This window comes from Micromonospora echinaurantiaca (assembly GCF_900090235.1).
GTDB classification, from domain to species: domain Bacteria; phylum Actinomycetota; class Actinomycetes; order Mycobacteriales; family Micromonosporaceae; genus Micromonospora; species Micromonospora echinaurantiaca.
This window is the reverse complement of sequence record NZ_LT607750.1, coordinates 1,035,951-1,050,242: the sequence shown is the minus strand read 5'-3', so window position 1 is coordinate 1,050,242 and position 14,292 is coordinate 1,035,951. Positions and strand designations below refer to the sequence as shown.

The following is a 14,292-nucleotide window of genomic DNA, read 5'->3' as shown; positions in this document are numbered from 1 at the left end:
ACACGGGGTACGACAGAAACGGACAACGAGGTCGCGGACGGCCGGAATGCGATCAAGCACCCCGATCAGGACCGGGCGAGCCGCCGCAGCAGCGAGTCGGCGCCGAGCGGATACGCGCCGTGCCGGCGTACCCCGTCGGCCACCTCGCGGTCGGAGGAGACCACCACCACCGGCCGGCCCGGCGGCTCGGCGCGGACCAGGCGGCGGATCAGCTCGTCGGCGGTCTCCCCCTTACGGGAGAAGAGCACCCGCACGCCACGCGGCGCCGGCGGCAGCCCGTGCACCCGTTCCGCCCCGTCGAAGACCACGGTGACCTCGTCGCCGGTCTGCGCGGCGATCCCGCCCAGCCCGCTGATCAGCCGCTTGCGCTGCTGCTCCAGCGACATCTCGCCGAAGCCCCGCTTGGTCACGTTGTAGCCGTCCACCACCAGGTGCGCCCGGGGCAGGGCGAGCAGCTGGTCCAGCCGGGCCGGGTCGTCGGTGTCCCGGGCCCGGGCGGCCGCGCCGGCCGCCGGGCCGGCCGGCTGCTCGGCGAAGGAGTCGGCGACGAAGTCGGCGGGGAGCTTGTCCACCGGGTCCAGGGCCAGCTCCCGGCGCAGCCCGACGGCCGCCTGGCCGATCGTCTCCAGCAGCAGCCACAGCCGGGCGTCGTCGACCGAGCGGGCCTCCTTGGCGCTGGCCCGGGCCACCCCGGCCGCCGCCTCCGCCTCGGCCAGCCGGGCGCGGGCCCGGCGCAGCTCGGCGTCGGCGTCGGCCGCCGCCCGGGCCGCCCGGCCGCGCTCGGTGGCCAGCATCTCGCCGGCTTTGCGCTCCCGGGCCTGGGTCTCCCGCAGCGACCGGCTCAGCTGCCGGTTCTCCTCGCGGAGCTGGCCGAGCTCCTCGCGGACCCGGGCCAGCTCGTCGCGGAGCTTCTCCGCCTCGACCCGGGCCACCGCCCGGTCGTGCTCGGCCCGGGTGGCCCGCTGCTCGGCCTCGCGGACCAGCTCGGCGACGACCGCGCTGTCCGCCTCGGCGCGGACCGCGGCGCCGCTGGCCTCGATCAGGTCCCGCCAGCCACGCGGGCGGGCCAGGTAGGCCAGCGCGGCCACCTCGACCGGATCGGCGGCCGCGGGGGCGGTCCCCTCGACCACCGCCGCGCCAAGGTCGCCGGCGTCGGCGAGGACCCGGGCGGTGACCCGCTGCCGGAACAGCGGATCGGCGGCGAGCTGCGCGGCGATCACCGGGGCGCCCAGCCGGGCCCGCCGGTTGGGCGCGAACTTGGCCACCCGGCGCAGCGGCACCGGTACCTCGTCGCCGGGCAGGCCGGGCAGCACCGCGGCGGTGAGCGCGACGATCCGCTGCCGGACCGGCTCGGGCAGGGTCGGCTCGGGCTCGGGCTCGGGCGACGACGTGTCGGGCTCCGGCGACGGTGTGTCGGGCTCGGCCGGGTCACCCGGTTCGGGCGCCTCACCGGCGGCGTACGCAGCGACGACAGGCTCCTCCTGGTGGAGGTTGTCGTCGTACGGCTCGGTGAGGGGCATGTGGCAAGTCTCCCACCGCGACCGGGCCCACCGCCCGGTGAGTGAGCCGATCTCTCATCCTAACCCCAGGTGACCAGTGGGGCTGCCGGGACGGGAGTGTCGGACCGGGACGCTACCGTGCCGCCGATGGCACAGCAGGAGTACGTCCAGGAGGCGCTGGCCGGGCTCGACCCGGCCACCGGCACCGTCGATCCGGGGTTGCCGCTGTACGCGACGACGTTCGTGGTGGTCGACCTGGAGACCACCGGCGGCGCGCCGGACGGCGGCGGGATCACCGAGATCGGCGCGGTCAAGGTGCGCGGCGGCGAGCAGCTGGGCGTGCTGGCCACCCTGGTCAACCCGGGCGTGCCGATCCCGCCGTTCATCACCGTGCTGACCGGCATCACCCAGGCGATGCTGCTGCCGGCCCCGCCGATCGAGCAGGTGCTGCCGAGCTTCCTGGAGTTCATCTCCGACGCGGTGCTGGTCGCCCACAACGCCCCCTACGACGTCGGGTTCCTCAAGGCCGCCTGCGCCCGGCACGGCTACCGCTGGCCCAACCCGCGGGTGCTGGACACCGCCGCGCTCGCCCGGCGGGTGCTCACCCGCGACGAGGTGCCCAACCGCAAGCTCGGCACCCTGGCCGCCTACTTCCGCACCGCCACCCAGCCGACGCACCGGGCGCTCGACGACGCCAAGGCCACCGTCGACGTGCTGCACGGCCTGATTGCCCGGCTCGGCGGGCACCGGGTCGAGACCATCGGCGACGCCATCGAGTTCGCCCGGGCGGTCACCCCGACCCAGCGGCGCAAGCGACACCTCGCCGAGGGGCTGCCCAAGGCACCCGGCGTCTACATCTTCCGGGCCGCCGACGACCGGCCGCTCTACGTCGGCACCTCCGGCGACATCGCCACCCGGGTCCGCAGCTACTTCACCGCCGCCGAGAAGCGGGCCCGGATCTCCGAGATGCTCGCCGCAGCCGAACGGGTGGAGGCGGTCGAGTGCGCCCACTCGCTGGAGGCCGAGGTACGTGAGCTGCGGCTGATCGGCGCGCACGCGCCGCCGTACAACCGGCGGTCGAAGTTCCCGGAGCGCGCGGTCTGGCTCAAGCTGACCGAGGGGCCGTACCCCCGGCTGTCCGTGGTGCGCGGCATCTCCCCCACCGACGACGCCTACCTCGGCCCGTTCAACTCCCGCCGGTCCGCCGAGCTGGCCGCCGCCGGTTTCCACGACGCGGTGCCGCTGCGCCAGTGCACCCACCGGCTGTCGCTGCGCACGGTCACACCGGCCTGCGCGCTCGCCGAGCTGGGTCGCTGCCCGGCGCCCTGCGAGCACCGGATCACCCCCGAGGAGTACGACGCCCGCGCGGTGGCGCCGTTTCGCACCGCTACCGCCAGCGACCCGCAGCCGGTGGTGGACGCGCTGCTGGCCCGCATCGAGGTGCTCGCCGGCGCCCAGCGCTACGAGGAGGCCGCCGTGGTGCGCGCCCGGCTCGCCGCGGTGCTGCGGGCGACCGTGCGCATGCAGCGGCTGGTCGCGCTGAGCCGGATCGCCGAGCTGGCCGCCGCCCGGCCGGCCGCCCGGGGCGGCTGGGAGCTGGCGCTGGTCCGGCACGGGCGGCTGGCCGGTGCCGGGGTGTCCCCGCCCGGCGTCCATCCACGACCGACGCTGGTCGCGATCCGGGCCACCGCCGAGACGGTGCCGCCCGGGCACGGCCCGATCCCGAACGCCTCGGCCGAGGAGACCGAGCGGATCCTGTCCTGGTTGGAGCGTCCGGAGACCCGGCTGGTCGAGATGTCCTCCGGATGGGCGTCTCCGGTGGCCGGCGCGGCGCGCTTCCGCGACCTGCTGACCAAGGCCGAGAGCGCCGCATCCCACCAACTCTCGACCGAACGCTCATGAGCAAGTGTCCGATCGGACTACGTCGACTCACTTAGGCTGTTAGAGAAGTGCAGTCCTGCCCGTTTCGTGGGCCTGCTCCCGGTTGCCGGAGCCCCGGCGACCGTGGAGCCGGGGTGAGGAGGTGTCCCTCGTGGACGTCGACGCCGGACACGGCGCCGCCCTGGGGGGCGCGCTTCCAACCCAGCCGGGCGAGCTGCCCCTGGCCCGGCGGCTGCGGTCGCTGCTGACCTGGCCCACCACCGAGTCCGACCCGGTCGCAAGCCTGGTCCGTGCCCACCGCGCCATCCACGCCGGCACCGACCCCGCGGTGCTGCGCCGGGCCTACACCATCGCCGAGAACATGCACCGGGGGCAGTTCCGCAAGAGCGGCGAGCCCTACATCACCCATCCGCTCGCCGTCGCGCAGATCTGCGCAGAGCTCGGCATGGACACCATCACCCTGGTCGCGGCCCTGCTGCACGACACCGTGGAGGACACCCGCTACACCCTCCAGGCGCTCGCCGAGGACTTCGGCCGGGAGGTGGCCCACCTCGTCGACGGGGTGACCAAGTTCGACAAGGCGTTCTACGGCAAGGCCGCCGAGGCCGAGACGATCCGCAAGATGATCATCGCGGCCGGCAAGGACGTCCGGGTGCTGATCATCAAACTGGCCGACCGGCTGCACAACATGCGCACCCTCGGCGTACGCTCGGCCGCCTCCCGGGAGCGGATCGCCCGGGCCACCCAGGAGGTGCTCGTCCCGCTCTGCGACCGGCTCGGCATCCAGACCTTGAAACGCGAGCTGGACGACGTGGTGCTGCTGCACCTCAAGCCCGAGGAGCACGACCGCATCTCCCGGCACGTTCGGGAGCGTCCCGGCTGGGACACCTACCTCGAACAGGTGGTCGCCCGGGCCCGCGCGGCGCTGCGCCGCAACCGGGTCGACGCGGAGGTGACCCCGCGCCCCCGGCACCTCTACTCGATCTGGAAGGACACCGTGGCCGGCGGCCACGACAGCCCGTACGACCTGCCTCGGATCGCGGTGGTGGTGGACGGCCCGGCCACCGACTGTTACGCGGCGCTGGGCGCCATCCACGGCGTCTGGCGGCCCGTGCCGGGCCGGTTCAAGGACTTCATCGCCTCGCCGAAGAACAACCTCTACCGCTCGCTGCACACCAGCGTCTGCGGCCCGGAGAACCGCACGGTGGAGGTGCTGATCCGCACCGAGGAGATGCACCGCAAGGCCGAGTACGGCATCGCCGCCGACTTCCGCTTCCCCCGGTCCGGTGGCGGCGCGGCGGCGGCCAGGGCCGAACAGCTCGACTGGCTGCGCCGGGTGCTGAACTGGGAACAGGACGCCGCCGACCCGGCGCAGTTCCTCCAGTCGCTGCGCTGCGACCTGGCCGAGACGCAGATCCAGGTGGTCGCCGAGGGGCGGCAGGTCGTGCTGCCGGCCGGCGCCACCCCGGTCGACCTGGCCTACGAGCTGGGCAGCGAACGCGGCGACCACTGCCTGGCGGCTCGGATCAACGGCCGGCTGGCCCCGCTCTCCTCGCAACTCGCCGAGGGCGACGTGGTGGAGATCTTCACCGAGACCGACGCGGAGGGTGGCGACGCCGCGCCGCGCGGGCCGCGCCGGGAGTGGCTCGGGTTCGTGAAGTCGCCGCACGCGCAGATGCAGATCAACCGGTGGTTCGCCGAGCACACCGAGCCGGGCATCACGATCAGCGACAAGGTCCGCCTCGGCCGGGCCACCATCGGGCTCGCCCTGCGCCAGCACAACCGGGGCCTGGCCAGCGACCTGCCGCTGCTGCGACTCTCCGAGGAACTCGGCTACCCCGACCTGGAGACCATGCTGGTCGCGGTCTTCGACCGGGTGATCGAGCCGGACGCCGTGGTACGCCAGCTCATCGACCTGGTGGACCACCGGCAGTGACCGGGCGGGGCCCGGGGAGCGCGAGCCGCCCTCGCCCCCACTAGCCTGGACTCATGATCCCCCGCTCGCGCGCCACCGGACGGGCCGTCGCCTACCAGGTCTTCTACCGGCTGCCGCTACCGCTGCGCCGCCGCCTGGTCCGGCTGGCCGTGCCGAAGTACATCGTCGGCGCGGTGACCCTGGTCCACGACGCCGAGGCCGAGGGGGCGGGCCGGCTGCTGCTGCTGCGCCAGCCACCCGGCAACGGCTGGACGCTCCCGGCCGGGCTGCTCCAGCGCGGCGAGGCGCCGGTGGTCGGCGCGGCCCGGGAACTGTTCGAGGAGTCCGGCATCCGGCTCTCGCCCCGCCAGCTCACACCGGCCGTGCCGAACGCGGTGGTGCACGCCAAGGGCTGGGTGGACGTGGTGTTCACCGCCGAGGTGCCGGCGTCGACCACCGAACTGACAGTGGACGGCGCGGAGGTCTTCGAGGCGGCCTGGCACCCGCTGGACGACCTGCCCCGGCTGACCTGGCCGACGGCGCGCCTGCTCGCCTACTACGGCATCGGCCCGCTGGCCGGGCAGTTCCCGCCGCCGGTCCCGGACACCACACCGTGATTCGCCGAACCACCGGCCCCGACGCGACCGCACCGCACGACCGCGCCAGGCATAGCGCGACCGAACCGCACGACTGCGCCAGGCATAGCGCGACCGAACCGCACGGCGGCGCCAGGCGCGGCGCGACGGAGCCGCACGGCGGCGCGGGTCGCGGCGCCGGCGTGCGCGGACGGACCACCGGGCGTGCCACCGCAGCGGCCTGGGGCGGCGCGGAACGGCGCGGGGCGCCGGCGTGAGCGAGCCGGCCGGGCCCGAGGTCTGCGCGGTGGTGCTCGCCGCCGGCGAGGGCACCCGGCTGCGGCCGCTGACCGAACGGCTGCCCAAGGCGCTCTGCCCGGTGGGCAACGTCGCGCTGCTCGACCGCGCGCTGGCCCGGCTGGCCGGGCTCGGCCTGACCGGCCCGGACCGGGTCGCGGTCAACGCCTGCTACCTCGGCGAGCAGGTGGTCGCGCACGTGGGCGACCGGGCGCACCACTCGGTCGAGCCGGGCGATCCGCTGGGCACCGCCGGCGGCGTGGGCAACCTGCGGGACTGGATCGCCGGGCGCGGGGTGCTGGTCGGCAACGCCGACGCCTACCTGCACGACCCGGCCGCCGCCCCGGGGCCGGACATCGCCGCGCTGCTGCACGGCTGGGACGGCGAGAGCGTACGCCTGCTCGGTCAGCCCGCCGCGGACCCGGCGGCGCCCGGGACGTTCGACGGCCACGCGTTCACCGGGTTCTCGCTGCTGCCGTGGCGGCTGGTGCGGGACCTGCCGGCCGAGTTCGGCGACCTCGTCCGGGCGGTCTGGCGGCCGGCGGAGGCGGCCGGGGCACTCACCGTCGTGCCGTACGCCGGCACCTTCTTCGACACCGGCACCCCGGCGGACTACCTCGCGGCCAACCTGCACGCCGCCGGGACCAGCAGCCTGGTCGACCCGACGGCCACGGTGACCGGCCGGTGCCGCCGGTCGGTGATCGGCGCCGACGCGACCGTGCTCGGCGACGTCGACCGGGTCGTGGTCTGGCCGGGCGCCCGGGTCGCCGCCGACGAACACCTCCGCAACGCCATCCGCGCCGACACCCACCTCACCGTCCCCGCAGCACCGGGCCCGTGATCGTCTGATCGGGAGCAGGTCGGATCATCGGCGGCAGACCTGCGGACCGTCATCCGATCACGAGCCACCGCACTAGCATGAGCGACGACGTCGACGAACGGAGAAATGTCCCGTGATCACCGCGATCGTGCTGATCGACTGCGCCACCGACTCGATCCCCGAGGTGGCCGAGGCCCTGGCCGACCTGCCCGGCGTCAGCGAGGTCTACTCGGTGGCCGGCCACGTCGACCTGATCGCCATGGTCCGGGTACGCGAGTTCGACCAGATCGAGCAGGTCATCGCCGGGCGCATCTCCAAGGTGCCGGGCGTGCTGAACACCGAGTCGCACATCGCCTTCCGGGCGTACTCCCAGCACGACCTGGAGGAGGCGTTCGCGATCGGCCTGGCCAACGCCGACTGACCCCGCCCGCCGCGGGTCGGGCAGCCAGCGGTCGGCCTGGCCAACGCCGGCTGACCCCGCCGGCCGCGGGCCGGGCGGCCACACACGACGGCCGGCCCACCCCGTGGGTGGGCCGGCCACTGTCGTGAGCGGTCAGCTCTGGTCCGGACTCGGCGTCTCCGTGCCCGGCGACTCGGGCGTGCCGCCCGGAGCCGGGGTTTCGGTGCCACCCGGCGCCGGCGGGGCGCCCGGGCCCGGCGTACCGGTCACGGTCGCCTGCGGAACCGGGACACCGAGCTGCTGAGCCAGCTGCACCAGCGCGTCGTAGTGCGCCTGCAGCGTCGGCAGCGCGTTCTGCGCCAGCTGGACCACCGCCTGCTCGGAACCCTGCGAGATCTCCGTCTGGGTGGCCTGGATGGCCTGGACGTGTCCGGCCAGCTGCTTGGTCACCCAGAGCCGGTCGAACTCCTCGCCGCTGGCGTCGTTCAGCTGTTCGATGACGGCTTCCTGCTCCTCGCCGACATCGTCCGGCAGTTCCACGTTCAGCTGGGACGCGGTCTGCTGCACGGTCTGGTCCAGCTGGGTGTGGTCCGTCTTGAACATCGCGCCCAGGTCCTTGACCGCCTGGTTCTGCGCCTTCTGTTGGGCCAGGTCCCCCGTGGTGATCTCGAACAGGTTGACCCGGTGGATCGCCTGCAGATACTGGCGGTCCTGCTCCGACGGCTGCGCCGCCGCCTGTGCCGCCGCGGCCGGTGCCAGCCCCACCAGCACCAGCACGGCCAGCAGGCCGAGGCGTTTGATACCCAACATGCTTCCCCCCCTTGAGACGTTGGACCGCACGGATACCCGACTGACCGGGGTTATTCCTGCGATCCGCCCGCTGGGACCGGCGCCGTCGTAGCCGCTCAGGGGGTCACGGTCGGACCGCTCCCCCGGCAGGAGGGTCGGAAACGGACGTGGCGCCCACCGGAGGACCTCCGGGGGCGCCACGTCGGGGTGTCTCAGGCGATCAACTGCGGCGCTCGCCGCTGCCGATCTCCTCCCGCTCCGGTCGGGCCTCGACCGGCGGGTGCCCCGGTGAGACCGGCGCCTCGGCCGGCTTCTCGATCGGGTAGAAGAAGCCCCGGATGGCCGGGCCGAGTGCGCCGAGCCGGTTCATCTTCTTCGGCACCACCCAGCCGGCGTACTCCAGCTCGCCGTGACCGTCGTGGCCGTCCGCCGCGCTGAGCGGCTGGTGCACCTCGACGAACCGGCCGTCCGGCAGCCGCCGGATGATGCCGGTCTCGACACCGTGGGCGAGCACCTCGCGGTCGTGCTGCTGCAGACCGAGGCAGAGCCGGTAGGTGACGTAGTAGGCCAGCGGCGGCAGCACCAGCAGACCGATCCGGCCCGCCCAGGTCATCGCGTTCAGGCTGATCTGGAACTTGTCAGCGATCACGTCGTTGGCACCGGAGAGGGTGAGCACGACGTAGAAGGACACCGCCATGGCGCCCACCGCGGTGCGGGCCGGCACGTCCCGGGGCCGCTGGAGCAGGTTGTGGCTCCGGTAGTCCTTGAGGTGCCGCGCCTCCAGGAACGGGTAGAGCGTGGAGAGGCCCACCAGGATGCCCGGTAGCACGACCGTCGGCCAGAACAGCGGCGGGATCACGTACCCGTCACCGATCGGGATGTTGATCTCCCACGCCGGCATCAGTCGGGTCGAGCCGTCGAGGAACATCACGTACCAGTCGGGCTGGCTGGCCGCCGAGACCACCCACGCCTCGTACGGGCCGAACAGCCAGATCGGGTTGATCTGGAACAGGCCACCCATCAGCGCGATCACGCCGAAGACGACCATGAAGAAGCCGCCCTGCTTGAGCGCGTAGCGCGGGAACATCCGCTCGCCGACCACGTTGCCGTTGGTCCGGCCCGGGCCGGGCCACTGGGTGTGCTTCTGCTTGAACACCAGACCCAGGTGGACGCTGATCAGCGCGACCAGCAGACCCGGGATGAGCAGCACATGGGCGATGAAGAACCGGCTGATGATGATCGTGCCGGGGAACTCCCCGCCGAAGATCGACGAGGTGACCCAGGAGCCGATCACCGGGATGGAGAGCATGATCGCCGAGGCGATCCGCAGACCGGTGCCGGAGAGGCCGTCGTCCGGCAGCGAGTAGCCGGTGAAGCCGGCCAGGAAGCCGACCCAGAAGAGCAGCGAGCCGATGATCCAGTTCGTCTCACGCGGCTTGCGGAACGCGCCGGTGAAGAAGACCCGGAGCATGTGCACCACGATCGCCGCCATGAACAGCAGCGCCGACCAGTGGTGCATCTGCCGCATGATCAGGCCGCCCCGGACGTCGAACGAGATGTCCAGGCTGGAGGCGTACGCGGCCGACATCGGCGTGCCCCGCAGCGGGGCGTAGCTGCCGTTGTAGACCACCTCGGTCATCGCCGGCTCGAAGAAGAAGGTCAGGAAGACCCCGGTGAGCAGCAGGACGATGAACGAGAAGAGCGCGATCTCGCCGAGCAGGAAGGACCAGTGGTCCGGGAAGACCTTGTTCAGCAGCCGGCGCAGCGGGGTGGCCGCCTGGAACCGGTCGTCCAGTCCCGCGGCGGTCTTGCCCGGCACCGCCGCCATGTCAAACTTTCGCCGCTTCACGGCCGCTCCCAGAAGTCGGGCCCGACGGTTTCGGTGTAGTCGGACTTCGCCACGAAGTAGCCCTCGGCGTCCACCTCGATCGGCAACTGCGGCAGCCGCCGGCTGGCCGGACCGAAGATGGGCCGGGCGTTGTCGGTGATCAGGAACTGCGACTGGTGGCACGGGCAGAGCAGACGGTTGGTCTGCTGCTCGTACAGGCTCGCCGGGCAACCGGCGTGCGTGCAGATCTTGGAGAACGCGGCGTAGTTGCCCCACATGTAGTCGCCGTGGCCCTCGCGCTCGTTGGCCCGGCGCGACTCCTGCGCGTCCGAGTCGCGCAGGTGGATCAGCAGGGTCGGCGAGTCGGCGTGCCGGTTGCTCACGCCGTGGTCGATGCCGGGGAACACGGTGAGCTGGCCACCGGAGCTGATGTCCGCCGGGCGGACCGGCCGGCCGTCCTCGCGGACCAGCCGGATTTTCTGGCCACCCTCGGCCGGCGCGAACCCGGTGGTGAACATCTGGTTGTTCTTGTGCGGGTCGGAGATCAGACCGCCGACCAGCGGCGCCGCGACGACCGCGCCGACCGGCGCGAGGCCGGCCAGCAGCGAGATGCCGAGCAGCGGCCGGCGCTTCACGCCCAGCTCGTCGGCCATGTAGAGCATGGTCTGGCCGGTGATGGTGCGGTCGTCCGCGGAGACCGCGCCCTCGTGCCGGTCCTGGATCGAGACCTCCTTGGGCAGCAGCTTCTTGCCCCAGGTCAGGATGCCGAAGCCGATGCCGAGCAGGGCCACGCCCAGGGTGACGCCGAGCAGCGGGGTGTACCACTTGTCGCCGCCGCGGCCCGGCGCGTACTCCCAGGGCCACCAGATGTAGATGATCAGGAACGCGGTCGCGGCCAGACCGGTCAGCAGGAACATCGCCGCGACGGTACGGGTCAGCCGGCGCTCGGCCTTGCTGCCCGGGACGACCTGCGGCTCGTAGTGGACGATCTCGATGTCGTCCCGCCGCGCGCCCTCGCGGACGATGTCGAAACGGGTCAGCCCGGGGGTGTTCACGTCGAGCGGTTCCCGGCCCTGCTGGGCCTGGTGCTCGGTGTGCGTGCTCATGCCGTCACCTCGCTACGCGCGGTGCCGAGCCGCGGCACCACAGCACTGAAACGAACGATCCGCCCGGTCACGACTTGCCCGCAATCCACAGGCTCGTGAAGACCAGCGCGACGATGCCCACCAGGAAGATCGCCAGGCCCTCGGTCGAGGGGCCGTACCGGCCGAGGTTGAAGCCACCCGGGTCCTGGTCGTGCTTCAGCGTCTCCTGGATGTAGGCGATGATGTCCGCCTTCTGCTCCGGGGTGATCTGGTTGTCCCCGAACACCGGCATGTTCTGCGGGCCGCTCAGCATGGCGGCGTAGATCTGCCGGTCGGTGGCCGGGCGCAGGCTCGGCGCGTACTTGCCGGAGGAGAGGGCGCCGCCGCCACCGCCGAAGGCGTGGCACTGCGAGCAGTTGATCCGGAACAGCTCGCCACCGGCGGCGATGTTGGCGTCGGAGTGCAGGTTCGCGCCCTCGGGCACGACCGGGCCGCCGCCGAGCTCCTGGATGTACTGGGCCAGCTGGCGGGTCTGCTCGTCGGTGAAGAGCTCCGGCTTGCGCTGCGCCTGGGCCTCCTGCCGGGCCATCGGCATGCGGCCGGTGCCGACCTGGAACTCGACCGAGGCCGCGCCGACGCCGATCAGGCTCGGCCCGCGCCCCTCGACACCCTGCGCGTTGCGACCGTGGCAGGTCACACAGCTCACGTCGAACAGCGCCTTGCCCTCCGCGGCGGCGCCGGTCAGCGGCGGGTTGTCCTGCGCCTGCACGCCGGGGGCGAAGACGGTGTAGGCGCCGCCGGCCAACATCAGCGCGGCGAACAGCCGGACCGCGGCACCCAGCCGGCGGCGGCCCCTGCTGCGCGCTACGGGCCGCCCGCGCAGTCGCGCGAGCAGACCGCGTCGGCGGTCGTTGTCAGAAGTCATGACCTGTGTCCTTAACCGGTTGGACCTTGTCTCAGGGGACGGAGCAGCGGCGCGGTTCGTGACGCGCCAAGATCACTGAAGCCAGTAGATCATGGCGTAGAGCCCGATCCACACCACGTCGACGAAGTGCCAGTAGTACGACACGACGATCGCGGACGTGGCCTGCGCCGGGGTGAACCGGCCCATGGTGGTGCGGATCATGAAGATGATGAAGGCGACCAGACCACCGGTCACGTGCAGACCGTGGAAGCCGGTGGTCAGGTAGAACATCGACCCGTAACCGTCTTCGTTGATCTTGATGCCCTCGTGCACCAGCTCGCGGTACTCGTTGAGCTGACCGAGCACGAAGATCAGGCCCATCACGAAGGTGATCGTGAACCAGCGCCGCAGGGCGTGGACGTCACCCTTCTCGGCGGCGAACACACCGAGCTGGCAGGTCACCGAGGACAACACCAGGATCACCGTGAAGGTGGTCGCGTACGGGATGTTGAGGTGCTCGGTGTGCTCCGCCCACTGCTCCGGCGCCGCCGCGCGGATGGAGAAGTACATCGCGAACAGCGCCGCGAAGAACATGAGTTCGCTGGAGAGCCACACGATCGTCCCGACGCTGACCATGTTGGGTCGGGTCAGGGAGTGGATCCGGCTCTTGTCAATGGCTGGGGCCGCAGTCACGCGGTCATTATTGCCCTTGACCGGGGCCGGCGATCAGCGGGGTGCCAAACCGGTGGCGTCCGTGGCCCGATCGGGGTCGTCCGCTTCGCCTGACCTAGGCTGAAAAGCGTGCTGCACGTCGATCGGATCTCCGCCGCCACCTCGGTCGCCGCCCTGCCGGGAGGTGAGCCGACCCCGCCGCCGTTCACCGTCACCTCGGTGTTCACCGAGACCCGGCTGGACAGCTGGCTCGCCGTCGGCCTGGTGCTGGCCGCCGGCGTCTACCTCTACGGGGTGCACCGGCTGCGGATGCGCGGCGACCGGTGGCCGGTCTCCCGGACGGTCTTCTTCCTCGGCCCCGGCCTGGGCGGTATCGCGTTGGTCACGGTCAGCGGCCTGCACGCGTACGACACCGCGCTGCTGTCGGTGCACATGGTGCAGCACATGGTGCTGTCGATGATCTCGCCGATCTTCCTCGCCCTGGGCGCCCCGATGACGCTGGCCCTGCGCACCCTGCCGCAGCGGCCGCGCAAGCGGCTGCTGGCGATCGTGCACAGCCGGATCGCGCGGATCTACAGCTTCCCGCTGGTGGCGTTCGCCATCTTCGTGGTGAACCCGTTCGCGCTCTACTTCACCGACCTCTACCGGTTCACCCTGGAGCACGTCTGGGCGCACGAGCTGGTGCACGCGCACTTCATCATGACCGGCTGCGTGTTCTTCTGGCCGCTGCTCGGCCTCGACCCGCTGCCCGGCCGCTGGCCGTACCCGGCGCGGGCCTTGCTGATGCTGCTCTCGGTGCCGTTCCACACCGTGCTCGGGCTCACCATCATGCAGAGCAGCACGCTCTTCGGCGGCGACTGGTACCCGTCGCTCGGGCTCAGCTGGGCCGACCCGTGGGACGACCAGGTGCTCGCCGGCGGCATCCTGTGGGCCGGTGGCGAGTTCGTCAGTGTGACCATGCTCGCCGTGCTGGTCGTGCAGTGGATGAAGCAGGCCGAGCGGGAATCCCGCCGGATCGACCGCGAGCTGGACCGCCAGGAGGCCCGCCAGCGCGCCGCGGAGTCCGCCGCCTGAGCCGCGCCGACGGTAAGCACCCCGGGCACCCCCGGGCAGGACGTCGCGCACCTCACACCGACCGGTACGATCAGCGGGCAGCTACGAGGTGGGAGCCAGTCGAACCATGAGCGATCGTTCGTGCACCATCCTGCTCTACAGCGACGACCCGCAGGTCCGTGACCGGATGCGGCTCGCCGTGGGCACCCGACCCGCGCCCGGCCTTCAGGTCGAGTTCGTCGAGGCCAGCGACTACGCCGAGTGCGTCCGGCTGGTCGACGACTACGAGATCGACCTGCTGCTGCTCGACGGCGAGGCCAGTCCGGGCGGCGGCCTCGGCATCGCCCGGCAGATCAAGGACGACCGCGAGGACTCTCCCCCGACCTGCGTGGTCATCGCCCGTGCCGCCGACCGATGGCTCGCCGCGTACGCCGAGGTCGACGCCACCCTGGTGCACCCGCTCGACCCGGTGACCACCGGCACCACGGTGGCCGAGCTGCTGCGGACGCACGCCCCCGCCTGACGTCCCCGCACCGGCCCCGCCACCGCGTCGGGCCGACCGGCGCCGGTTGGC

The 14,292-nt window shown here is 72.4% G+C and carries 13 protein-coding genes; 7 read left to right on the top strand and 6 right to left on the bottom strand.

Translation table 11 applies throughout. The features are described 5' to 3' along the window. Positions 1–65: 65 nt before the first annotated feature. Positions 66–1,520 (bottom strand): NYN domain-containing protein, encoded by a 1,455-nt coding sequence (locus GA0070609_RS04915; RefSeq protein WP_088992689.1) that lies wholly within the window; start codon positions 1,518–1,520, stop codon positions 66–68. A gap of 126 nt (positions 1,521–1,646) precedes the next feature. Between GA0070609_RS04915 and GA0070609_RS04910 the strand changes: the two genes are divergently transcribed. From GA0070609_RS04910 to GA0070609_RS04890, 5 genes are all read left to right on the top strand, one after another. Beyond that, on the top strand, positions 1,647–3,401 hold the full coding sequence (locus GA0070609_RS04910) for a DEDD exonuclease domain-containing protein (protein WP_088997503.1): 1,755 nt from the start codon (positions 1,647–1,649) through the stop codon (positions 3,399–3,401). 130 nt (positions 3,402–3,531) lie between these two features. Next, complete coding sequence (locus GA0070609_RS04905) at positions 3,532–5,316, top strand: RelA/SpoT family protein (protein ID WP_088992688.1); 1,785 nt, start codon at positions 3,532–3,534, stop codon at positions 5,314–5,316. A gap of 53 nt (positions 5,317–5,369) precedes the next feature. Continuing rightward, positions 5,370–5,912 (top strand): NUDIX hydrolase, encoded by a 543-nt coding sequence (locus GA0070609_RS04900; RefSeq protein WP_088992687.1) that lies wholly within the window; start codon positions 5,370–5,372, stop codon positions 5,910–5,912. A 232-nt stretch (positions 5,913–6,144) separates the two neighbouring features. Then, entirely contained in the window at positions 6,145–7,008 is an 864-nt protein-coding gene (locus tag GA0070609_RS04895) for a nucleotidyltransferase family protein (RefSeq protein WP_088992686.1), read from the top strand. A gap of 112 nt (positions 7,009–7,120) precedes the next feature. Next, complete coding sequence (locus tag GA0070609_RS04890) at positions 7,121–7,408, top strand: Lrp/AsnC family transcriptional regulator (RefSeq protein ID WP_088992685.1); 288 nt, start codon at positions 7,121–7,123, stop codon at positions 7,406–7,408. Between the two features lie 132 nt (positions 7,409–7,540). On the opposite strand, the gene GA0070609_RS04885 is transcribed toward GA0070609_RS04890, so the two are convergent. The 5 genes from GA0070609_RS04885 to ctaE all read right to left on the bottom strand — a co-directional run bounded on the left by GA0070609_RS04885 (position 7,541) and on the right by ctaE (position 12,686). After that, positions 7,541–8,197: a DUF4142 domain-containing protein gene (locus GA0070609_RS04885; protein WP_088992684.1), complete on the bottom strand. Its 657-nt coding sequence runs from the start codon at positions 8,195–8,197 to the stop codon at positions 7,541–7,543. A gap of 199 nt (positions 8,198–8,396) precedes the next feature. Further along, positions 8,397–10,025 carry a cytochrome bc1 complex cytochrome b subunit gene (gene qcrB, locus GA0070609_RS04880; protein ID WP_088992683.1) on the bottom strand — a complete coding sequence of 543 codons (1,629 nt, stop codon included), beginning with the start codon at positions 10,023–10,025 and terminating at the stop codon, positions 8,397–8,399. Next, the gene (qcrA, locus tag GA0070609_RS04875) at positions 10,022–11,110 is read right to left on the bottom strand and encodes a cytochrome bc1 complex Rieske iron-sulfur subunit (protein WP_088992682.1); all 1,089 of its coding nucleotides are present in this window, start codon (positions 11,108–11,110) and stop codon (positions 10,022–10,024) included. Before qcrA ends, qcrB begins: the two co-directional genes overlap by 4 nt. A gap of 67 nt (positions 11,111–11,177) precedes the next feature. After that, the gene (gene qcrC, locus GA0070609_RS04870) at positions 11,178–12,014 is read right to left on the bottom strand and encodes a cytochrome bc1 complex diheme cytochrome c subunit (protein WP_088992681.1); all 837 of its coding nucleotides are present in this window, start codon (positions 12,012–12,014) and stop codon (positions 11,178–11,180) included. A gap of 72 nt (positions 12,015–12,086) precedes the next feature. Then, positions 12,087–12,686, bottom strand: coding sequence for an aa3-type cytochrome oxidase subunit III (gene ctaE / locus GA0070609_RS04865; RefSeq protein ID WP_088992680.1), 600 nt, complete (start codon positions 12,684–12,686; stop codon positions 12,087–12,089). A gap of 108 nt (positions 12,687–12,794) precedes the next feature. Between ctaE and GA0070609_RS04860 the strand changes: the two genes are divergently transcribed. Beyond that, the gene (locus GA0070609_RS04860; protein WP_088992679.1) at positions 12,795–13,739 is read left to right on the top strand and encodes a cytochrome c oxidase assembly protein; all 945 of its coding nucleotides are present in this window, start codon (positions 12,795–12,797) and stop codon (positions 13,737–13,739) included. Between the two features lie 106 nt (positions 13,740–13,845). Further along, positions 13,846–14,241, top strand: coding sequence for a helix-turn-helix domain-containing protein (locus GA0070609_RS04855; RefSeq protein ID WP_088992678.1), 396 nt, complete (start codon positions 13,846–13,848; stop codon positions 14,239–14,241). Positions 14,242–14,292: the final 51 nt, after the last annotated feature.

Bases quoted from the DNA above. Each gene is read 5' to 3' on its own strand.
- GA0070609_RS04915 (WP_088992689.1), bottom strand. From the start codon at position 1,520: ATGCCCCTCACCGAGCCGTACGACGACAACCTCCACCAGGAGGAGCCT.
- qcrC (WP_088992681.1), bottom strand. From the start codon at position 12,014: ATGACTTCTGACAACGACCGCCGACGCGGTCTGCTCGCGCGACTGCGC.
- qcrA (WP_088992682.1), bottom strand. From the start codon at position 11,110: ATGAGCACGCACACCGAGCACCAGGCCCAGCAGGGCCGGGAACCGCTC.
- GA0070609_RS04910 (WP_088997503.1), top strand. From the start codon at position 1,647: ATGGCACAGCAGGAGTACGTCCAGGAGGCGCTGGCCGGGCTCGACCCG.
- GA0070609_RS04885 (WP_088992684.1), bottom strand. From the start codon at position 8,197: ATGTTGGGTATCAAACGCCTCGGCCTGCTGGCCGTGCTGGTGCTGGTG.
- GA0070609_RS04900 (WP_088992687.1), top strand. From the start codon at position 5,370: ATGATCCCCCGCTCGCGCGCCACCGGACGGGCCGTCGCCTACCAGGTC.
- GA0070609_RS04855 (WP_088992678.1), top strand. From the start codon at position 13,846: ATGAGCGATCGTTCGTGCACCATCCTGCTCTACAGCGACGACCCGCAG.